Annotated in this window: 19 protein-coding genes; 2 read left to right on the forward strand and 17 right to left on the reverse strand. The window is 35.9% G+C overall.

Features of this window, described 5'->3' with window-relative positions:
- Positions 1-217 precede the first annotated feature (217 nt).
- Positions 218-523 (forward strand): helix-turn-helix domain-containing protein, encoded by a 306-nt coding sequence (locus ACIPKN_RS11735; RefSeq protein WP_400936197.1) that lies wholly within the window; start codon positions 218-220, stop codon positions 521-523.
- A 9-nt stretch (positions 524-532) separates the two neighbouring features.
- Here ACIPKN_RS11735 and ACIPKN_RS11740 read toward each other — a convergent pair whose 3' ends face one another.
- The 5 genes from ACIPKN_RS11740 to comX form a co-directional block, all read right to left on the reverse strand.
- Positions 533-880, reverse strand: a complete 348-nt coding sequence (locus ACIPKN_RS11740) for a hypothetical protein (protein ID WP_400936199.1) — start codon at positions 878-880, stop codon at positions 533-535.
- A 142-nt stretch (positions 881-1,022) separates the two neighbouring features.
- Positions 1,023-1,646: a glycerol-3-phosphate 1-O-acyltransferase PlsY gene (gene plsY, locus ACIPKN_RS11745; RefSeq protein ID WP_400936201.1), complete on the reverse strand. Its 624-nt coding sequence runs from the start codon at positions 1,644-1,646 to the stop codon at positions 1,023-1,025.
- A 63-nt stretch (positions 1,647-1,709) separates the two neighbouring features.
- Positions 1,710-1,982, reverse strand: a complete 273-nt coding sequence (locus ACIPKN_RS11750) for a serine hydrolase (RefSeq protein WP_400936202.1) — start codon at positions 1,980-1,982, stop codon at positions 1,710-1,712.
- A gap of 225 nt (positions 1,983-2,207) precedes the next feature.
- Positions 2,208-4,544, reverse strand: coding sequence for an ATP-binding protein (locus ACIPKN_RS11755; RefSeq protein WP_400936203.1), 2,337 nt, complete (start codon positions 4,542-4,544; stop codon positions 2,208-2,210).
- Positions 4,535-4,693, reverse strand: a complete 159-nt coding sequence (gene comX, locus ACIPKN_RS11760; protein WP_323655034.1) for a competence pheromone ComX — start codon at positions 4,691-4,693, stop codon at positions 4,535-4,537. The genes ACIPKN_RS11755 and comX overlap by 10 nt, the downstream gene beginning before the upstream one ends.
- A 511-nt stretch (positions 4,694-5,204) precedes the next feature.
- On the opposite strand from comX, the gene ACIPKN_RS11765 reads away from it, so the two are divergent.
- A complete protein-coding gene (locus ACIPKN_RS11765) occupies positions 5,205-6,464 on the forward strand; it encodes a DUF418 domain-containing protein (RefSeq protein ID WP_400936204.1) in 1,260 nt (419 codons plus the stop codon).
- A gap of 67 nt (positions 6,465-6,531) precedes the next feature.
- Here ACIPKN_RS11765 and ACIPKN_RS11770 read toward each other — a convergent pair whose 3' ends face one another.
- The 12 genes from ACIPKN_RS11770 to ACIPKN_RS11825 form a co-directional block, all read right to left on the reverse strand.
- Positions 6,532-6,720 carry a hypothetical protein gene (locus ACIPKN_RS11770; RefSeq protein ID WP_400936206.1) on the reverse strand — a complete coding sequence of 63 codons (189 nt, stop codon included), beginning with the start codon at positions 6,718-6,720 and terminating at the stop codon, positions 6,532-6,534.
- 159 nt (positions 6,721-6,879) lie between these two features.
- The gene (locus ACIPKN_RS11775) at positions 6,880-7,479 is read right to left on the reverse strand and encodes a hypothetical protein (protein ID WP_400936208.1); all 600 of its coding nucleotides are present in this window, start codon (positions 7,477-7,479) and stop codon (positions 6,880-6,882) included.
- 373 nt (positions 7,480-7,852) lie between these two features.
- The gene (locus tag ACIPKN_RS11780) at positions 7,853-8,446 is read right to left on the reverse strand and encodes a hypothetical protein (RefSeq protein WP_400936210.1); all 594 of its coding nucleotides are present in this window, start codon (positions 8,444-8,446) and stop codon (positions 7,853-7,855) included.
- 33 nt (positions 8,447-8,479) lie between these two features.
- On the reverse strand, positions 8,480-14,062 hold the full coding sequence (locus ACIPKN_RS11785) for an RHS repeat-associated core domain-containing protein (protein WP_400936212.1): 5,583 nt from the start codon (positions 14,060-14,062) through the stop codon (positions 8,480-8,482).
- A 30-nt stretch (positions 14,063-14,092) separates the two neighbouring features.
- Positions 14,093-14,491 carry a DUF4280 domain-containing protein gene (locus tag ACIPKN_RS11790; RefSeq protein ID WP_400936214.1) on the reverse strand — a complete coding sequence of 133 codons (399 nt, stop codon included), beginning with the start codon at positions 14,489-14,491 and terminating at the stop codon, positions 14,093-14,095.
- A gap of 64 nt (positions 14,492-14,555) precedes the next feature.
- Positions 14,556-15,053 (reverse strand): hypothetical protein, encoded by a 498-nt coding sequence (locus tag ACIPKN_RS11795; protein WP_400936216.1) that lies wholly within the window; start codon positions 15,051-15,053, stop codon positions 14,556-14,558.
- Positions 15,054-15,091: 38 nt separating this feature from the next.
- The gene (locus ACIPKN_RS11800; protein ID WP_400936218.1) at positions 15,092-16,189 is read right to left on the reverse strand and encodes a pentapeptide repeat-containing protein; all 1,098 of its coding nucleotides are present in this window, start codon (positions 16,187-16,189) and stop codon (positions 15,092-15,094) included.
- 15 nt (positions 16,190-16,204) lie between these two features.
- Positions 16,205-17,731, reverse strand: a complete 1,527-nt coding sequence (locus tag ACIPKN_RS11805) for a phage baseplate assembly protein V (RefSeq protein ID WP_400936220.1) — start codon at positions 17,729-17,731, stop codon at positions 16,205-16,207.
- Positions 17,728-18,372 (reverse strand): hypothetical protein, encoded by a 645-nt coding sequence (locus ACIPKN_RS11810; protein ID WP_400936222.1) that lies wholly within the window; start codon positions 18,370-18,372, stop codon positions 17,728-17,730. The genes ACIPKN_RS11805 and ACIPKN_RS11810 overlap by 4 nt, the downstream gene beginning before the upstream one ends.
- Positions 18,373-19,141: 769 nt before the next feature.
- Positions 19,142-19,387: a hypothetical protein gene (locus tag ACIPKN_RS11815; RefSeq protein WP_400936224.1), complete on the reverse strand. Its 246-nt coding sequence runs from the start codon at positions 19,385-19,387 to the stop codon at positions 19,142-19,144.
- A gap of 206 nt (positions 19,388-19,593) precedes the next feature.
- Positions 19,594-19,803, reverse strand: coding sequence for a hypothetical protein (locus ACIPKN_RS11820; protein ID WP_400936226.1), 210 nt, complete (start codon positions 19,801-19,803; stop codon positions 19,594-19,596).
- Positions 19,804-20,950: 1,147 nt separating this feature from the next.
- A complete protein-coding gene (locus ACIPKN_RS11825) occupies positions 20,951-21,370 on the reverse strand; it encodes a hypothetical protein (RefSeq protein WP_400936228.1) in 420 nt (139 codons plus the stop codon).
- Positions 21,371-21,536 lie beyond the last annotated feature (166 nt).

The raw sequence follows: 21,536 nt of genomic DNA on the forward strand, positions 1-21,536 counted from the left end.
ACGATATTCGCTGTCAATTTGAAACGGATATTAAAGCTACTAAATGAAAATGAATAAGGAATAGAGACAGAAATAAGGCGCTTCCTGTTCAAAATCGAACAAGAAGTGCCTTATTTTTATCTGAGAAAGGTTCGCTTTTATGAAAACGTAAGTTTTTCAGTGCCCTCGTTTATCTAAGGGGAGTTTTTTTATGGCTCGAAGTTAATATACGATTGAAATGAAATTAAACGTTCTTCAATTATTAAAAGAAGGCTATTATTCTAACAGAGAATTATGTGGAAAATTCTTAGTAAATAAGCGAACTATTCAAATTTGGAAGATTAAATACGAAGCGCACGGTGTAGAGGGACTTACCGAAGCAACTTCTTGGATGAGGTATTCCAAAGAATTAAAGTTAGCGGCGGTAGAAGATTATCTTCAAGAAAGGTTAACTTTACTGGAGATTCTCGCTAAATATAAGATTAGCAGTATCTCTGTTTTAAAAAAATGGGTGAAAAAGTATACTTCATCTTTGTTAAATTGAGTTTCCCGTTCAGGGTGCCACATAATCGCCATCGGAGATATCGCTTGGGTTAAGGATAAGCAAAGGCAAGGCGAATGTCACAGTTTGCTCGTACTTTTTACGCCCTTCGCCTATTGACTTTTCTAACAAAAATTTTACATCTTCGGTGCCAGAATACAGGCGCTCTATAGCCGAAATGTCCATAAATGCCATTTCCTCTTGTGTAAAGCCGTACTTAACTCCCAATTGCATGACCATTTCAAGCGCTTCGGATAGGCTTTTGGTAAATATAAACTTTGCATACTCCCGACCTTCTATCCCATCTTTTATGAATTTAAAGAGCGACAGCACATCACCTTCAAGATTTTGCTGTTTCATTTGTTCTTGGATTGCGGAATATTGCTCCAATGTTAACGTAAACTTCGCCTTTGTCAGAGAGGATATGTGCTTTGTTTGTTTTCATGAGAAGGCCTCCTGTTTCAAATGGATAACTATTTTAATATTATGAGGTCATACAGAATCAAAAACGAAGTTTACTTTCGGTTTTTGAAAGTAGCCTTTGTATATTTTCCATATGCTTGAAAATAACAATAAACGCCATTAGGGAAGTAAATATATTAAAATAAAAGGTATGCCCCAAAATAGGAATAAATGAAAAAATCGCTGCGAGCAATGTTGCACATACCGTTCCTAAAGAAACATAACGTGTTAAAGCTACTATTATCACAAAAATGACAAGGCAAAAAAGCCCCATAATCCAGTCAACCATAAATAGCACGGCAACTGCCGTAAGCGCTCCCTTGCCTCCTTTAAAATTAAAATATACCGGCCAGTTATGCCCTATAACAGCTCCTGCGCCTGCCGCTAAAAGACTAACGCAATCTCTAGCCTCACCCGAATAAAAGTAAACGCTAAGGTAAAGGCCTATAATACAAGCAATTATTCCTTTTAATATATCTCCCGCAAGAACAATTCCTGCTGCAGTTTTACCTAGTACTCTTAGAGTATTAGTAAGCCCAGCATTTTTGCTACCATGACTTCTTATGTCCTTTCGGTATATTTTCCCTACAAACACTGCAGTATTTAGGCTACCTAAAAGGTAGCCCGAAGCTAAGGCAGCAAAAAGCTTTAAAATATCTATCATCACTCTTCTCCTTTGTGATTTCGTCAACACATATAGGCACTGTGAACATTATTATTTATCTACTTAAATAATCTTGCATTTTCCTACGCCATCATCTATATTCAATTTTCGCTTTTCATGCAATTGAAATATAGCCATCGCTGTAAATGCTTTCGTAAGTGACCCTATACGAAATTTAGTTGTTGGTACATTTCGGATGCTATGCTCCCAATTCGCCATACCAAACCCTCTGTTTAAAAGAATATTCCCATTAGATGCAATTAATAAAGTACCATTCAAATACCCGTTTCGATTAAAAGAATCTACCCAATTATTTAACCGTTCTTCTAATAGCATGTGCGTTTCTCTCCTTACTAGAATAAATAATCATACTTTAAATTTTTTACCTGATAAGTTGCCAAATCCTCATATTTTGAAGTTGTTTTGTAGAAACCCTTCCTTCATTTTGTTGCGATTTCTTTATACTTCAATGAAAAACCTCCCAATCCAACTCGTACTGTAATTTCTACGAGAAGATTAGGAGGTGTTAAAATCGTTCATATCTTTCTTTCTATTCATATATTATCCTCTAGTAAGCGTTGACCTTCTATTATAAGTATCGTAGTCATAGGAATGCGTATGATTTCCTTCATTTATTTTAATTCGAATGGACATTCCTTCTCCTACATTGGTATTGATAGAAAACTGACCATTAAAAGCCTGTACCCTCTCTTGCATCCCCCTGATTCCCATTGAATCAGAAACAATGATGCCATCCATTTTGCATCCTACACCATCGTCTGAATAAATAATTTCAAAGCCATCTTCTGTTTCTATCAAATGAATTTCGACAGTATTGGCATACGAATGTTTTAATGCATTGTTTAACAACTCTTGAAAAAGCCGATAAATCATTAAGTTTAAACGCTCATCTTCTAAATAGAGACGATCTATTGTGTAAACTAAATCAAAATCCGCACGTTTATGAACTTTTTGAATAAGCTTTTCAAGCGCAGCATTTAAGCCTAGTGTATCTAATAATGGTGGCTTCAAATTTTCACAGTAGCCTCTTAAATCATTCAACGATGCAATCATATGATCATGAATCTTAGTAAGGTTCACCTGAATATCTGTTGTCCTCTTCGCATGAATACATACATCCATTTCTCGAGCAATATGTAACTGCTCTTGTAAAACCGTATCATGAAGCTCTTGCGCTAATTGATATTTTTCTTGTTCAAAGCGTAGCCAAAGAAGCTTATTGAGCCATGGTAGCTGACTTTTATCAGCCTCTTTCATATGCTTCAACTGATCTAATAGATCTTCCACCATTTTCGTATTTTCAATAAAATTATTTACATATAAAAGTAATAATTCAAGCCATAATAACTCCTCATCCTTTAAATAAATCGATTTATTATGGTCTACGACTAGTATTCTTTTATAATTTACATCTTGGTGGATAAAAGCTATATAAAAATGCTCCGTTTTCTTTACATCCCCCATGCGGAGATTCTCAAGTAATATTTCGTCCATTTGATTTTGAGTATATTCTTTTGATGTACTTGTGGAAGTAACTTGATGTGTTTGCAAATCATAGGTTAATACGTAAACATGTTTAATCTCAAGGTGTAAAGCAATTTCTTGAACAAATTTATCCAGCAAATCTTCAATCTTCACGACCCTACCAATACTATCAACTGTCGTATACAATCGATGGATATAATCCCCCTTTGTTGAAAAAAGAATTTTTCGCTTATGATAATCTATTTTCTCTTTAATATAGAAAAGTGCTATTAATGATAAGAAGGCAAAAAAGAATAATTCCGCCATTCTTGAAATAGACAAATCTGTAATTACATACAGACCTACTAATAACCAAATCGTAAAAACAAATGAAAAATTAAAGTAATAGCGTAAACGGGTAATAAAGTATTCCATGTCAAATATACGTTCAGTGAGCTGTGTACATATAAAGCTGAAAGGTATTATTACTAAAAAGAGGGAACAAATATCTGCAGAGAGTATTTGTTTATGAAAGATAACTTCTGGTAACGCGTATAGAAAAAGAAAAGGTATAAACGGAATGATTATACTGCTCAATAATATTTTTAATTGTGGTACTTTATATTTAAAATACCCCGAAATCATAATCCAAAGGATGATACTAAGTAATAAGAAAAATGCTCCTAAGATTACATATGAAAGGACAACATGAATGGCGTTATTTCTAATACCATAAATGCTTAAAAATACTACCGAAAGAGGGAGTATATATAGTATCTTTATGTTTTTTATAAACAACCATTTTATCTTTAAAAAATCAAAATAAAGCCTTAAAAAATGTATTAAAAGTACAGGACATAGCAACATACTACTACGATTTACAATGATCCCTACATTATTTAATATCCCAGACGCACCTATACTTACATATGCTAATGACACTGTTAAGATAAATAGAATTAATAGATTTAATAGCGGTGTTTCCTTCTGTTTAATATGCAAATATATAGAAAGTATTAACGATAGGAAATAATATACAGTAGGTACAACGAATACATAATAAAATTGTTGGGGAATATCGAATGCTTTTATTTGTACATGTACTTCATCACCATTAGGTTTCAAAATTGTTAAATCCTTTGCTGAACGAATAATAAAATCATATTGTATGATCTGAATATCATTAATAGAGCTTCCATCTATTTTTAGCACAATATCTCCAGGCGATATTTTTTGCTTCCTTGCCCAATCTTTATAATATGAATCTGTAACAATCCAATGCCCGTCTTCTTGTTTTATTTTTATGCCTAAAAAAGAAGTGCCATAAGTAATAAATAATAAATAGACACCTATTATTAAATAGATACTTATAGCACTACAAAACCAATTATTTTTAAAAAAACTCAGTTCCAAAGACCCCACTCTGGGCGCAGCTCTTCATCAAACGAGTCTAAAATTGCCTTCTGCTCAAGCTCAGTAACACCAACTAGAGAAGCTTTTTTTTCTTTTAACAAAGTTACCATCGACGGATTTTGCTCTAAAAATTGAATCATTTTAATCATAAAATCTCCTCATTTCATTAGTTTTTTATACCTTTTACACACAGTTACATTATTTAAAGTATTGATTATATTCAAACTTCTCTTACTAATTCTTTTCCAAGGAATTAATAACTATTAATGTAACTACAATTTCATTGTACCATTATTTTACATACATTCAACAATATTTTCTATTAATTGCTGAAAAATGATAGATTACGCAGCATTTTCACATAATGTACTAATTTTCGCAATACTTCGTTATAACGCTATTGTAAATTTTTTACCATTCAAATAGTAAAGTTGGAATATGCCAATGTTTTATAAATATCTTTAGTGAAGGGAAACGGCTTTTTAGGAAATTACCTAAAATTCCTAAATTTCTCTCCCCAACTTTTCGATTTATAAATTACAATACCTTAAATTTCCTTATAAAATCTTGATATTTATTATTTATAGTTTCATTAACAAAGGTTTTTTCAACAATAGCCATTTGTTGAAAGAACAAAATAACAAGGAAAAGGATGATTATATGAAGCAAAAGCTTTCACCCATCTCTGCCAAAGAGCGGATTGAAACACTTGATGTATTGAGGGGGTTCGCATTATTAGGAATCATATTAGCCAATATTGTTTGGTTCCTTTATCCGGCCTATATGCAGGAAGATCTAAGTTTTAAAAATGAATGGACTTCTTTTTGGAATCAAGCCGATTATACCGTTCATACTATTATTACTATGTTTGTCGATGGAAAATTTGTCATGCTGTTCTCTATGTTGTTCGGTTTTGGAATGGTCATTATGCAGGAAAGAGCAGCCGCAAAGCAACTAAACTTCTGGGGAATTTATTTTAGACGACTTATTGCGCTCTTTATTTTTGGTTGTATCCATGCTTATTTCATTTGGTTCGGAGATATTTTAACAGATTATGCAATCTTAGGGTTATTACTCCTTTTCATGCATAAGTTAAAACCTAATGTTATGTTAATCATTAGCGTAACTTTATATAGCTTATATTTTGGATTATTTACGTTAGGAGCTCTATCCTCCGATTCTACGATGATGTCAATGACAATGTCAGAGGAAAGTCGTCAGCTTATGCAATTTACGATAGATGCCCATCAAAATGGAAGTATTCAAGAATTAATGAATGCTAATTTTATGGAAAGAACTTATTATACAATGCGTAATGGATTATATGTTCTTTCTCTAGGCAACCCTATACTTTATTTATTTACAAATCTTCCGTACTTACTAATGTTCTTATTCGGAGCAGCTGTTGCGAAGAAAAAATGGCTTCACCGTTTTGAAGAATATCGAAAAGGCTTTTTCATTACGTGGTTGCTTACATTTATTTTTGGTGGAACATTGTGCTGGATCATACCTTTCTTTTCAGAAAACTTTTCTGCTGTTCAATATATTAGCTCACCACTCCTAACCATCTTTTATGCTATTAGCTTGATCTTTATTTATCACACGGTGAAAGGAAAGAAAGCTTTACAGTGGTTAGCGTTCCCTGGAAAAATGGCATTCACAAACTATATCGGCCAATCTATCATTTGTACATTGTTATTTGGACCATTTGCATTTGGCGTATACGGAAAACTCCACTTAACGACAGCCATCATCATTGCCATTGTCATTTTTATTTTCCAAGTAATTTTTAGTAAGCTTTGGTTATCCAAATTCCGCTTCGGGCCACTTGAATATGTTTGGAGGTCATTCACTTATTTAGGTATTAAAAAGGAATCTAAAAATGCAAGGTTAGGTGACAATCAACTGACTTCTCAATAAATCACATAAAAATACTTAGGGGCTGTGGGTTGACAGCTCCTCTTCGTTTTTCTTTTTTTCTTTCGTTTCATACAGATTGTTCCTTTACTCTTTCATAAATATCGAGTTCAATTGACCATTTTTTAACTCCAGCTTCATTAAAGGCTTCTAAAGGCGTTCCTAGATAGTCACTAACAATACTATAGTTGTCTGTACCCATTATTTTAGCGGAAGGCGTAAAAATCTTGTCATCATAAACCCATGACAAGGTTTTCAATAATGGATGTTTTCAGCTATTTCTCCTGAAGAAAATACAATGGTCTTTGCCAAAAATCACACAATCAATGAAAAAAGGGTTACTTTACTCAATTTGCACAATCGCATTGGAATAAAGTAACCGGCAGGTGCGCATTTTACACTCTAATAGCTAGGTTTTTCAAGAGCATTGCAAGAAACCAGCAATGACCTCTCCTGTTTCATTATGCCTATATAGATATAATGCACCGTACATAAACACATAATCCATATTATCACTATAGCCTTCTTCCTCTATTTGCAGAAAAAAGGAATAATTATCATTTTCCAACTCTTCATAATAATAACTTTTGGGTTGAATAAGACGTGGTTCTCCCAAAACTTTAATAAACAAAAAATTATTCCCATGATTTTCCGAATAATCGCTTATTGAGTTCATACCTAAATCTAAAATACTTTTATCAGTATTGCTTCCAATTTCGGAGTATTTATGCTCTATAACCCTTACTTCAATTGAAGGATAAACATTATTTTCCAATAAAGTATCAAAATTCTTATGCATAATAATAGAAAGCATAATATCCTCTTTTTCTGGGTGAACTAGAGTTGCATAAAACCTGTAATCATCAGGTATTTGGTCTTCAATCAATTTTGGAGGATTACCACCTATTCTACCTCTAACATCATCATCATTTTGTTGCTTAGACATCATAGCAAGGACAAAATGGAAAGGATAAAATGGAAAGGATAAAACAATTCCATTTCTAACAAAAACACACATAAAGCAGGCTTCTATGCCTTCGTTTATGTGTGTTTTTTAAAGATAATTTTAACCTAATCTACTTTCTTACTTTTTCAATTCATTTTTATTTGTACAATCATGTTTTAAATCTTCTGTACTATTGCTCAATTGCTCGATAAAATTCAAGAAATCGATTGTGAGTAGCTACAACTATATTTTCTTTCTCAAGAAATTTCCTCATTACATTTATTATTTCCTTTTTTAATTCATTTGGAACTTCATCAACTCTTTGTTTGATAACTAGACGAAATACAAGCATGGAATCCTTATTAGGAGATAACTTTGGAATTGAAAAAATATATCCTAGTTACTTTATTTCATCTGTCAACTTCATGGGGAGAATACCAGATAATCAAAAACCAAAGTGCTTTTTGTAAACATCCTTTATTATTATTTCCTCTGTAATAGCTTTAAAATCTACTGATTTGTGATAACTACTGCTATCGGCATTATACTTTTGTTCTTCAAAGGGTGCGGGAAAGGGAATACTATTGATATAAGTATAGTTTAACCCCTTTTTCAACTCATCCAGTTTTTCCTTAGTTACTTTTTTTGAAAAACTAGCCACTAAAAAAGAACCGAACATATCATAGACTATATCTGCATAATCTGATGGAAGTATTATCGCAGATATTTTCTTAGAAACAACTCTAATAGAAACTTCCTTTACCCCATTAATTATTTTGGGTTTTGTATCTGGTCGAAATTTATTTTCTTCTGTATTAAACGGAGTTTCATAAAAAAATTTATGTAACTCTGAGTCGAATACTACAAAACTAAGTGTGAAACTATAATCAATTTTATCATCCTTCAAAAGTTTATTGGGAATGAGAATGTTTTCTCTTATATAATCGAAAACATACTCACTAATTTTATACGATACCCTTGGTCTAGCGAGCAGTTCATTCGGCTCATGGCTAAAAAGCCTACTAATTTTATATGTCATATTTTTTTCCTTTCTGTAAATAGGGTTACTCACTCATATTTTTGAGCATGGAGTATTGTTTTTCATTTTTAGCTTCTTTAAATCGTTCACACCATTCAGATAATCATCAACAGGACCAAGGTGTTTATGTCCTAAATTTCCAGCAGGAACTTTTCCATGCTTATCTAAATGTGCTGTGATTTTATCAGTTTCTAATCTACGCATTTCTGCAGTTGTTATATTCCTAAAATGTTCTTGACTAAACTTTACATCATCGAAATTGGAATATGCTTTTCTTAGTTGGCTTGCTAAACGAGTTGATGTACCTTTAGGGATTACATTTGTAGTACCGTTTGGTGATACTACTTTAATTGGGTTTTTAGTTACCCGATTTTGATTTTCATTTCCAATTCCATATTTGAATGTTTTTCCGTTTATATCTATTTGATATAGAGCACTATTAGCTGTGTTAGTAAGTGAATTCCCATGCAAACCTAGCACATCTATCCAGCTATTTGTATCTTTCACATAGCTGTAAAGAGCCATACCGCCAGCCAAGCCAATCGGGTCTATTTGTATATAAATCCCCATTTGAGGTGAATAATACCTAAATCTATTATAATATAATCCTGTTTCTATATCTTCAAATTGTCCTTGAAACCTAAACGGTATAAAATCCTTTTCTCCTGTAAACTCTTTAACTCTACCATAAATATCAAGCTCTGCTGACCAGACTTTGTCTCCAATTTCGTTGTAAGCTTCAACTGGAGTACCTAGGTAATCTGTTATGATACTAAAGTTACCTTCATTTGTAATTTTAGCTGATGGTATGAACCCATCATTAAATACCCATGTGACCAGATTATCTGGAATTTCGAATTTGCTTTGTGAAGAACTCTCAACTAGGTTCTCTAGTTTACCTGAATTATTCTGGAAAGAATACTCATGCAGAATCGTATTACCATCCCAGACAAATCTCGTTGTTTTTTCATCGGAACGCTTTTCTATTCGTCTGCCTAATGAGTCGTATTTAAAAGTAACTTCTTTTAAAACTGATTGGTTCTGTGAATAGCATACAACTTTCGACATCATGCCATTGCCATTATATTCGAATTTCCACGTATCACCATTCTTCTCAGTTTTCTGAATCAGATTACCTTCATCATCATAAGAGAAGGTTGCCTCTCTCGTTTCAAGCAATCTGCTTCCGGCACCATAGACACGGTCTGTCTTTTCTTTTGTTTCATACAAATTCCCGACATCGTCAACACTGCGGTGTAAGAAATCAAATTGACCGCCTTGATTGGACCAAACTAGGTTACTGATTTCATCATAACCATAAGTAACTTTTACACCCGTTAACTCGTTCATCATGCTTCGTAATCGATGATTGACGTCCCAATTATAAACGCGTCTTCGTGTGTCACGATTTTGACTACTTATTCGGTGGTGTGTTGGTCTCCCCGTCGTATCATACTGCCATTTGCTAATGACATCCCCTGGTAATATTCTTTCAATCTCTTGACCAAGTTCATTATATTGCATTGATGCTGTCCAGTTTTTTTGCTCTAAGCGAGAAGCCGTGATTTGCGACACATTACCCATTTCATTATGAGCAACATCAATTTTGGCACCTAAGCTACTCGTAATCTGTGAACGGTTGCCTAATTCATCATAACTACTAGCAATCCAATGGTCATTCTGCCACTCCTTAATCACTTGCCCTGACGGGTCTCGTTCCAGCTTTACGGTCACATGCTCATTCTCAGTCTCCATTAACAAGCCATTCTTGTCATAACCAAACGTTTCCCAAGTGTCATCATAATAATCAGCTCGAATAATATTCCCTAGACCATCATGCTGGTACGCTGTCCAACGATTACCTGGACGTTGAATTCGCTGAACCAATCCTGCCAGACTTCGCTCATACGTTCTTTCTATCTCATCAAAGCCGATTTCCTTGATGATATTCCCTTTTTCATCACGTTCAAACTGATACGCTTCGCCTTTTTCATTGATGACAGCGGTTAACTGCTCCTCTGTATCATAGGTGAATTGTACTTTCTTCCCACCTTGTTCTCGAGACACCAAACTGCCAAGAATGGTGTAATCAAAGGCTACTTGCGTATGGTTATCTTTCGCAAAAACAATATCTTCATAGGCATCGTACTTTAATTGAACGTCGTTACCATCTGAAAGATTTGCTCGTACAAGGCGATTCAAATTATCGTAATGGAATTTCTCTGTTGCCCCCAAGGGATTTGTCGTTGCTGTACAATTCCCACGACGGTCATATGTCCAGGTTGAACTCGTCCCGTCTGGCAATGTCACTCGACTTAAGTTCAAATCAGCATCATAAGCTAAGCTTACCATATGGCCTTGCGTATTTGTCACCGTTTCGATTAAACATTTCTCATTATAGGAAAATTCAGTCTTTGTGCCATCTTCTAAAACATTTGCCTGTAATGTACTGTCTTCATTATAGATCCATTGACGACTTCCCCCCTCTGCGTTAACAGCCTGAATCAGCCTATCCCTCTCATCATACTGAGAGGAGAAGGTACTGCCATCTGCAAGATTAATCGTCACTGGATTTGCCCACTCATCAAAGCTATAAGCCGTCACACGACCATCTTCATCTACTTCTTGCAGTAATTCAAAGTCCCCATTATATTCATAGCTAACTTCACTACCATCTGGATGAACAATTTTCGTACAGAGATTATCTTCATTAAAATAATAATAACTATTATGGCCTAAGCTATCCGTAATTTCATTATAGCCATCGTGATATGCAAGCTCCCCTGCAAGGACATTGCCATCTCCCCATGTTTTGATGACTCGTGCACCTGTAGTTGGACCATCGTAGCGCCAGAAGAAGCTATTTTTATTACGATCTGTTTTTTGCATCATTAAGTGATTCACATATTTAATATGCGTACTTTGTCCTAACGCATCTTGGATTTCGATTAAATCTTGTCCATCATTGTAATCATAGCGGACTAAGACTTCACGACTCATTTGGTTGCGTAATGCGACTTCTGTCATTCTGCCTGCTTCATTAGTAGTAACCTCAAGCACTCTTCCCACACTGTCCGTTACTTGAGATAGGAAGCCTTTAAGGTTATACGCAAATTGAATATGATGGGCTTGCTCATTTCTTACTTCTTTTAATCGGTATTTCGTCTTTGTTGTTTGTTCAAATACATAAATCAATCGTGTATCATGCTCAAACAGATGATACTCCTCGCCTGTATTGGTTAAAGTCATTCTTTCTCGTTTGTTAAAATACGGCAAGTTTATTGGTAAAATTGGAAATCCTACTGCGCGACCATCCGTTACTACAATCCCAATCAGGTCATCTTCTTCAAAAATCTCTAAGGCTAGATCGTATGTAAAGTGCATACCATGACCTGTTAAGCCAATGCGACTACTATCACTGTACCAAGCGCGTTCCCATGAAAGGGGGATCGGTCCAGGTAGTTCAAAGTCGATGCCTTCATAAATCATACGCCCTGTAATTAAATCAACAGGCTCAAATCCTCTTTTACAGAATTTTTTACTTAACCCTTGTGTACAATTAAATTTCTTTAAGACCCCATGATTAAATTTCGTTAGCCCGGCTTTTGCCACAGCTTTCATTCCGTCTACTGCCTTCGACACAGCGAGCAATTCATCCATCGATGAGATGACTTTATCTGCTGCTGTCTTCACGGCCTTAGATCCTTTGTTGGCTAGTTCCGCTAGTCCCTTTACTGCATCTAACGTTTTAGATATTTTCGGATAAGCTGCCTTCATCCCTTTTGCTACAGCTTTTGAAGCATCTATTACCTTATCTGCTCCTTTTGCAACATCACCAGCTTTATCTAAGAGTTTTGCCCCTTTTTTGACCTTGTAGGCAGCTTTGGCGGCATCACCAACTAACGGGACCGCACCTACTAAGTTCATGGCTGCATCCATGTAATTCCCTCTTGCCAAGCTAATTCCTGCATTCGCAATATCTGCAAATGTACCGATGACAGGAATAAACCCAGCGATATCTAGCGCTGTACTTACTCCATCTAATAAACTACTAAACCAGCCTTTCTTCTCTTTCTTCTCTTCTGCCTTTTGCGGGAAAATTAAGTCAACTTTACTCATAGCTTCGATGGCTTCTTCATTTAACTTCGGTGGTTGACTCTGCTTTTCTATACCTTCTTGCTCAATGAGCGTACTAATTAATTGGGTGTCAGCGGCCATAATCACGTGGCTTTGTTCCTTCGCTGATATCGCGATCCATTCTTCCGCCTCTACGGCTAACTCTTTCATCCCACTTATTTCGAGTGTTTCATCGGCTGCTAGCATGATGGTACTGTTACTTTGAAATGTTACGCCATCTCCATCATCCATCTTTAAGTCCAAGACGCCATCTACTGCGCTAAAGGAAATATCACCAACGCCTAATGTCACATCTTTCCCAACATTGGTCGCCAATGATTTAACGGTTGTATCCGCCATTTTCTTCGCCTGCTTTTGCCCACCCTCTGGTGTGGCTGGATTAACACGCACCGAGCTAATAACGATGGCTTCTTCTTCAACCGCACTTGGAAAATGTAATTGGGCACGTGCACCTATTTGGGGCATTAAATACATAACGCCATTGGCATCTGCAGAATAGGCAAACCAATGTGCTTTTCCTTGATCCTGGCTTTTATCTATATCTAAATGAATTTTAACGGTGTTTTGCGTAACATCAATGATCTTTCCTGTAAACGCTGCACCAATGAGATCTAAATTGCGTACTAATCGCTGACGAATACTTTTCTCTGGTTGGGCAGTATATTGAAACTTCAGCACACCCCCATCAAGAAGGGTTTCCCTAGCCGTTACGACATAGGAACTTCCCTTGAATTGCACCAACGTGCCCAACTCATGGGGTTCCGTGCTTTCAAACTCGCAAAATGTATAATCGGCTTCACTCACATCCGTCCCATCGTTTTCTGTAATCAGCCGATACGCATCGACGTCCATACGTACTATAGAAGGCAGATGGTCGATCGTTATGCTTTTCCTACTTTGGGGTGTACCGAGCCAAAATCGAGCACCCTTTCCTTTTAAATCAGGGAAAACAACGGCGTGCAAACGGGAGGCCATTCTTTTAATGAATTCCCAATCTGTTTCTAAGTATTGGATCGCAATACTACCGATGGCTTGACCGTTAGAAGCTTGGTCGATGTAATCCCCATTAGGATAGGCTTTCACGATGTTATTTATTAACTGCACATACGTCATATTGGCATCTTGAAAAGAACGTGAGCGCTTCGCAATATCCATATTTGCTGTAAATGATACAGCCTCAACGGAGACATAGTGCACCCCTTGGGCTGCCTGCAACTCTGCGTTTTCTATTCTTCCTGAGAACAATACGGCACTGTCTCGTCCAAATTTCACAACTACTTCATCAGTGTGATTAACCCGCTGAATATACTTTTGCGCCTGCTCTTCAGCGATCATTCCCGTAAAGTACAATCTCGCATGGTCATTGCCCTTATGTTTGATCGTTAATTTATCTAAATGAATAAGCGGATAATTCCATTCGAGCACAAGATCCTCATACGTACTAATCATGTGTACTTCCTTTTCTTCTAGCGATTTCATTACTTACCTCCTTTCCATCAACCTCGTCTTTTAAAAACCTTGTATCGGTATTTCTACTTCCTCTTGCCCGTCATGAATAATTTCGATTTTGCCTCCACCTGCTGAGCATTGGGTATGGCAGCGGCTTAATAACGCTTGCTTCCCCTCGATATTGACATTTTCCATCCCTTCCATCCAATCAATAGAGCATGTTGGTGTACACGGTTTTTCTAACTTTAGGCAAACACCAAAGGTTGGAATGTTTTCTGGGTTTCGATCCCCTACATTCATAACGGCTTTCTCTTTAATATAAACGCCATGATCTTGCGGCAAATTTAAATAATTGAGATGGCTACCATGCTCACAGGAAATGATGGCGCCATGTACGACATAACTAAATTGCTCCTGTTCCGAACCTTCTGTTTCCAAACTTTCTACAACTTGAGCCATTGGATATCCTTCCTTTCGTATCGATTGAACACTGTTTCAAACTACGACAGTGTTTTGGAATGATCTATCGACTTTGTAGTTTTACTCGCTGCAACTGAATTCCGAGATATGGTCGTCGTAGCATACTTTCTGCCACATCTAAATTGACGATGGTGAACGATTCCTTTTTACCGTCGACTTGAAAAATACAATCTAGTTCCACCTTCTTCGGGTCAATTACGAGCTCCTTTATTTGTCCGTCTGGATAATAAATCGTCTCATCGGAAATACAGTTCTTCTTCACAATATCCATAAGCCAATGTACGCGCTGTGTTCCTTTCTTCACATCCGTAAAGACAATGGCTGTAAATTCTAAGTTATCCTCGTATTTCACAAGCAATCCTTTCAAATCATCCGACACGATTCTTCGAGGCTTCTCTAAATAATCCAGATATATCGCATTCTCTTTTTCTATTACTTCCCCGAATACAGATGAACAGACAAAGTTATCATCGAGGTCTGTCTTGAAAGGAATGATTGGATTTGTAATGCTTTGATCTTGCCGTAAAATAAAATACTCCATCTTTTCCTCCTGTAACTATCATTTATGCGATTGCAAAGTTAATGAATCCAATGAATGTCTTTTATCTGATCTGGGCTAAATAGACACTTCTCTTGATCACGTTTAAAGAAAGTAGCTCCTTTTAAATTGGCACCTGTAAAATTGGCGCCTGCAATCTGCGCAAACTCAAATTTTGCATTCTCCAAATTCGCATGACTGAAATCAGTGCCTAAGTAACACGCAACTTCGTCATCGGGAAGCATCAGTGTTTTTCCCTGTGCATGCGTAAAATTAGCGCCTGCTAAATTGGCATTACGAAAATCAGCATCTTGAATGGCTGCATATGAAAAATCAATATTCGCTAAGCTACAATCTACAAAACTAGTACCGATGCAAACACTTTGTTTCAATGAAGCCCCTTCTAAGTCACTGCCATTGAAATTCGCATAAGAAAAGTCCATTTGATCGAAATGTTTTTGCTGTAATGGTAGGCTCGTGAAGTTTTCAAACGTATACGATTTATCCGTTTCGTTTTTCTCTAACCATGAGAGAAGATTTTCTTCCACCCGTTCCCGGTCATCGATGACCCCAACATCTTCACTAAATCCTTTATATTCCCCAACACGAAATCGCAAGCACACAGCTCGTTGGAAATCTATTTCAGGTACGCTGTCTTGTTGATAGCGGAAGAGATAGCGTACCAATTGAATGATATACTGATGAAACAGAATCACAGTCTGTTGAATGATTCCTCGAACGTCAGTTGCTTGGATAGCGAGATATGGCTTTCTTTCTTTTTCAAGCGTTTTGTGTAAATCAATAATCGCCTCACTAAGCCATTCTGCTTCATACTGTGCCGTGCATTCTCCCCAGTCGTAGTACCATTTTTCTCCGTAGGCTTCTAGCAAATACGTACACTTATTATCTAGTAATGATGTTCGCAGCAATGATAGATGAATAAAGGCAACTGGCGCCAACCTTCCCTGCTCTTGCTGCTCTCTAATATTTACAAACAGCTGTTCAAGTGAGTTAATGATTGGTTTTAATAAGATTTCCTTCTCTTGGCGAAACTGGCGATCAACCTTCTCTTGTAATCGGCTGATATGAACTGACACGCATTCATCCATAAAATGCTGTAATGCTTCTTCTCGTTTCATGCGTCCACATCCTCACTAATTTGCTCGTACTTCTGTTCCTTTGATCTCCATTTTGTCTTCCATTTTGATTGAACTATCTTTACAAATCATCTCTATTTTCTCGCTCGCATTAATCATAATTTGCTTCGCATTGATGGCGACTTTATCTGTAGCTTGTAAAGTAATATTTTTATCACTTATGATGGAGATTCCATTATCATCCATAAGCGAAATCATTAATCCTCCACCAGATATGACAATCCGATCCGGTGCAAGTAGAATTTGTTTGCCGTGCTTCGTTCTGAGTGTTTTGACATCTGGATCGGCCATCCGCGCTGGGTCTTGGCGACTATCCTCGGGTGGTGCAGGTCTTGACCCGCCGCCACCTCCGCCACTAGCACTTCCACCGCCTCCTGGACTAGGCGGATTCGTTGCTGCTAACATCGAACTAGATTGTGGTGGTGCTTTTGATACGGAACTAATCGCAATCCCTTCATCCTCACGATTGCCTGGGAAATAGATTCTCACATTATCAGAAAGCTCCGGCATGAAGTACCAGCCTGTATTATCTTCTGATGCATAGATTGTTGAATATGGAAACCAATACGCTGTATCTTTATCTTGACCCTCGTCGAAATCGACATGAATACGAATTTTATCCCCCGCAACATCGATTACTTTGCCTTGAATAGAGGCGCCAATAATAGCTTGATTATAAGTAGTGTGGACACTGAAGCCGTTCTGAGGTGTTAACGTGTAGATGTGCTTGAACAAGCCATCTTTTAAAGTTGAGTAGATTTTATAGACATACAATTTTTTTGATTGGAATGTCACTTCATTGCCTATTTTGAATGGTTGGAACGATTCTACTTCATAGTACATATAGTCACTATCGGTAATACCGTCGAGATGATTTTTACTGGACACAAGGAAATTGCCGATCGCCTTTTTAACTCGATAATTGATAGCCTCCATTTTTTGCGTGCCCCCAGCTTGAAACGGTACGCCGAAGTAAAACTTTGCAGCTGGGTGAACCGTATCTGGCACCAGACCTGTATGGAATCGCGATGCCATTCGTTTAAGAAACTCCCAATCTGTCTCTATATATTGCATCGTAAAGCGTCCAATAGTTGCGCCCTTTGAGGCATAATCCATGAAATCTGCACCTTTTTGATCGGCAATACATTCATTTATTAATTCACTATAGGGCATACTCGCATTTTGATAGGTTTGGTTTATCTTCTTCACATCTAACACATACGTATGCGAAACAGCTTTAACCTCCAAATAATAGGTACCCAAAACCGATTTCACTTGTACATCTAAAGCCAACCCATTAAAAATAGGAATAGTTTGTCCACCACTACCGATTTGCACGACTTCAATAGCCGTTTCTGCATCGGTCATATATACATAGGAATCTTCGAATTCATCTGGAATCACGCCTGTTAAATGCAATGTAGCATGCTCATTCATTTGTTGCGTAATTTCGATTTGATTGACGCGAATATTATAGGGCATCACGATGATATCTTTATACGTCAAGGCTGTTTCCTTATTCATTCGACAACACCTTCCCCATCTAATAATTTGTTTTCAACAAAGATAGATTCCATCATGCCATAAGCAATTGGTTTCCAAATATCCATCTCTTTTTTCAAACAATTAACCGAGCCCATCGTCACATTCTCGCCCACTATAAACAAAAACATTAAATTATAAATCTTGTTATCTAGCGCTGGAGAAATGAAATCAAAGTACCCAATTTGTAAACCGTTAACTTCGTTCATGCCGATATCCAACATTTTTGTAGTTGGCTGCGTTTTTTGAAGGATATTCCTCATAGTCTCTGTGAAGTCTTCTAATTCCTCTTCTTTTACCTGTTGTTCCATAATTTTCAGCGTGACATTGATGGACGTACTTTCGCTTGTATAAATATAATCGGGTCTACGACTGGATGGATATTTGATATCCATTAATTCAGGCTCCATCACGTCAAATGTTGCAGGCATACACATCCGGATTTGCCCCTCATAAAAACTTATTTCTTTGAACGCAATCGTTTCATCTTCAATCATGAGCTGACCATCTTTAATCGCTTGCACGATATCAGTATGTAATAATTGGTTTTCGATGTTCTCCATTCGCTTTTTCTGCCTTGCATGTTTCGTCATCTCAATAACTTCTTCATCCATAAATTTCATTATTTTCGCTCCTTCATATCGATTCTTTATTCGTCCCATCTCATGACCTTATATTTTTTCGCTTTCCTATTAAATAACATCGATTACCCAGGCCATTTTGTTATTAATTTAATTTTTTTCAGTAATATTCCAGTAATAAATACATATATGGCAATGTAACCATTAATTGGTTATTTTCATCATTAAATATGCTAATAAACCGTAGATAAAAAGTCAACATCCATAAGTTCTATTATTTGGAATAAACAAAAAAATAATCCTGAAGATCGGGAAAATTTGAAATTTAGTAGTTAGATATACTGTGTGAGAAAAGGATAAAGTGGAACTTTAATCATTGGGGTATAAGAACTTAGTACACTAATTAAAATGTCACCATCTTATATGAAAATGCGAAAAAGCACCTGTCGCCTGTTGTAGGCAATCAAGTGCTTTAGGTTCATATATCTTCTAAGCTTATTAATATTTGCGAGTTTTATAAGTTATTATTTTCATATGACAGGCTGACATTTTTTTAACGCTTGGCACGTGTAATGTATAAATCCTTATCCTTATTTAATCTCGTGTGTTTTAATTCAAATCCGATTATTCCATAAACTTTTTATATCCTTGTTTATCGTAACGAGCTTTTTCTCGTATGCAAGAAAATTTAAACTAATCTTATACGTCCTTAATATCAAGTTTTTACTTTACTCTCCATTATTTTTGAATCCTATTTCCCTCGAGTTATAAAATTATTAAAAGGCTTTTGCCAAAAATAAATTTTTAATTGCTATGATTCAAAAGCTGTTCTATCCGGGAACACACCACCTTCTTTAACTAGGCAAACTGTCAATCTTTGAGCAGCTCTATCAAAATAGAACTTAGATGCAAAATCTGGTATAACTTCTAACTCGGAAAACTTCCTAGTGAATTTATTTAACTCAATTTTCCCCATAATATGTTCATTAGGCCCGAATCTGTAAACCACCGTTTCATTATCTTCATATTCTTTTAGTAATAAAACGTATGATACCAACTCTATTCTTCCTTTGGTTTGCTAGTAAAGCTATGTCTTTGCCTTTTGTGCTCCAGTAGGTCGTTTTGGAGTCGGCAGTTGTTTTCGTAAAAATGTAGTAAGTTGTAAAGGCTATGTCCTTTGCTGTAATCATGGCATTCTAAAAAAACAAGAAAAGCCCATTTTATCCAGTTTAATTGGTTGATGGGCATTTTCTTTCACAAAAACTATTCAAATTTCCCTAAACTATAATACGGATTTAAGATATTCTCACCCACTTCATCTATTGTTTCCTTTATCTCATCTAGAATCGCTTTATCTATATCCTTATACCGCTGCAATGATTCTTTGATTTTATTAAAGCATATTTCAAGACCGAGATTTACTACAATAGAAAGAATGATATCTACTTCATCATAGGAATCTGTATTCCACAATTCAGTGAGTATTCTATCGATATCATTTCTCCCGATCTGGGAATCTGTTCTTAAAGCTAAGTGACCAAAATATTTTAAGAACACCTCCTAAAGTTTGGAATATTTTAAGGTATTCTAGATGGAACAGCTGGTCGATACTTATAACCATTTTTAGACTTCTCCCGGATTAGTATTGTATTTTGGCTCTTTAACGTTTGGTATAGGAATATCTCCGTGTTCTTTTCCAGTAACACGTACCTCTTTGACAATTTTACCATCAGGTCCGTAAGTGTATATTTTGTTACATTACCGTCCGGTACTGGGGAGCCCTCTCACAAAATATCATTAAATTTTTATTTTATTTTTTATTATATTAATATAACTTTGAAACGTTTCCTTCTGTTCATCGAACATCCAACATTTTCAATCATTCTATCTAGTTTACTCTTATGTGCTAAGAGCATTTCTGGACTAGGGATATCCCCTGTAGGTAATGTTGCATTTTTCGATGAATTAGCAGCAATGTATAATCTATAACAAATTTATCTATCGAAACCCCTATCCATCGCCTGTTCTTCCCCTTGTATGCTAGTACTTGTATAAAATTTAACATTTAGTACACTAATTAAATAATCGTAATCTTTTCAATTTACGTATATAAACATGCAAAAAAGCACTTGTCGCCTGTTATAGACAATCAAGTGCTTTAAGTTTATAAATTCTCTAAGTTTAATAATATTTGCAAGTTTTATAAGTTATTTAAATATTGACAGTATGACATCTTTTATATCAGTTAGCAAGTGTAACGTTTAAACCCTTTAGCTTGTTTAATCTCGTGTGTTTGTTGGTTATGACATCATAAGTAGTCCTTGTAAATAAATTGTCATCTCGCCTATTCTCACTCTTATTACATTAGTATTATAATAACATCTTTTGATGGCCTGCCTAAGTTATTAATTCAAATTCAAGGATATCTTTAACTGTATACAATTTCAAAACAATTATATATTTTATCCTTGTTTATCGCCACGATTTTTGTCATTCTTGTTAGTTATTCCATGTTTATTACTACCCTTGCCATTTAAAATTTCTCTCGCCCAATTTTCGTTCTTTTCTCGCTATCCCTGTTCTTTTTGCTCAACGAATTTTCCAGATTAAACTTGATATGTTATTTTAACTCATTAGTTTGCTTATCAAGGAATAGACAGGAGATTTTTTTCGCTCCAACAAAGTAATATTTTTCACTATCGAAACCTTCAGCAATGAACTTAAAAATATAATTACCTTTATTCACTTCAAATTTATCTGTTAAATTCTCTATTTCTTTCTCAGTACCTAATCCAATTACCGGATATGATGTATCTGTTTTCCAACCAAAAGGCAGAGAAACAAAGTGAACTTGCTCAAAATTAATCTCAATATTAACCTTCTTTGTGGTATTATTCAACCGACCTATAATTGTTAAATCCCATCCGTTTGATAAAGCAACATCAAAATCCATCCATAGCTCTTGAGAAGCATATTCATTGATTCGCGTTATTACTTGAAGTACTTTATTTTCATCCATAAAAAATCTTTGTTCACTCAATATTATCACTTCCTTATCTATTTAACTGAATATGTGTATCTCTTACAGCCTCTTCATTAAATAAAGGATTCGGCCGCCCATCTTTATGCGATTCCTTTAATGCACTTTCATGGTGAAATTTCCTATTATCTAGGCTTCTGTCTCCTCGCTCTATAAATACTTCCAT

Origin of the sequence: Lysinibacillus sp. NPDC086135 (genome assembly GCF_044746345.1) — a bacterium.
In the GTDB taxonomy this organism is placed as follows: Bacteria; Bacillota; Bacilli; order Bacillales_A; family Planococcaceae; genus Lysinibacillus.

Excerpts from the sequence above, each read along its gene's own strand:
- ACIPKN_RS11735 (WP_400936197.1), top strand. The coding sequence starts at position 218 with ATGAAATTAAACGTTCTTCAATTATTAAAAGAAGGCTATTATTCTAAC.
- ACIPKN_RS11740 (WP_400936199.1), bottom strand. The coding sequence starts at position 880 with ATGAAACAGCAAAATCTTGAAGGTGATGTGCTGTCGCTCTTTAAATTC.
- plsY (WP_400936201.1), bottom strand. The coding sequence starts at position 1,646 with ATGATAGATATTTTAAAGCTTTTTGCTGCCTTAGCTTCGGGCTACCTT.
- ACIPKN_RS11750 (WP_400936202.1), bottom strand. The coding sequence starts at position 1,982 with ATGCTATTAGAAGAACGGTTAAATAATTGGGTAGATTCTTTTAATCGA.
- comX (WP_323655034.1), bottom strand. The coding sequence starts at position 4,693 with ATGATTAAAATGATTCAATTTTTAGAGCAAAATCCGTCGATGGTAACT.
- ACIPKN_RS11765 (WP_400936204.1), top strand. The coding sequence starts at position 5,205 with ATGAAGCAAAAGCTTTCACCCATCTCTGCCAAAGAGCGGATTGAAACA.
- ACIPKN_RS11775 (WP_400936208.1), bottom strand. The coding sequence starts at position 7,479 with ATGTGTGTTTTTGTTAGAAATGGAATTGTTTTATCCTTTCCATTTTAT.
- ACIPKN_RS11780 (WP_400936210.1), bottom strand. The coding sequence starts at position 8,446 with ATGACATATAAAATTAGTAGGCTTTTTAGCCATGAGCCGAATGAACTG.
- ACIPKN_RS11785 (WP_400936212.1), bottom strand. The coding sequence starts at position 14,062 with ATGAAATCGCTAGAAGAAAAGGAAGTACACATGATTAGTACGTATGAG.
- ACIPKN_RS11790 (WP_400936214.1), bottom strand. The coding sequence starts at position 14,491 with ATGGCTCAAGTTGTAGAAAGTTTGGAAACAGAAGGTTCGGAACAGGAG.
- ACIPKN_RS11795 (WP_400936216.1), bottom strand. The coding sequence starts at position 15,053 with ATGGAGTATTTTATTTTACGGCAAGATCAAAGCATTACAAATCCAATC.
- ACIPKN_RS11800 (WP_400936218.1), bottom strand. The coding sequence starts at position 16,189 with ATGAAACGAGAAGAAGCATTACAGCATTTTATGGATGAATGCGTGTCA.
- ACIPKN_RS11805 (WP_400936220.1), bottom strand. The coding sequence starts at position 17,731 with ATGAATAAGGAAACAGCCTTGACGTATAAAGATATCATCGTGATGCCC.
- ACIPKN_RS11810 (WP_400936222.1), bottom strand. The coding sequence starts at position 18,372 with ATGAAATTTATGGATGAAGAAGTTATTGAGATGACGAAACATGCAAGG.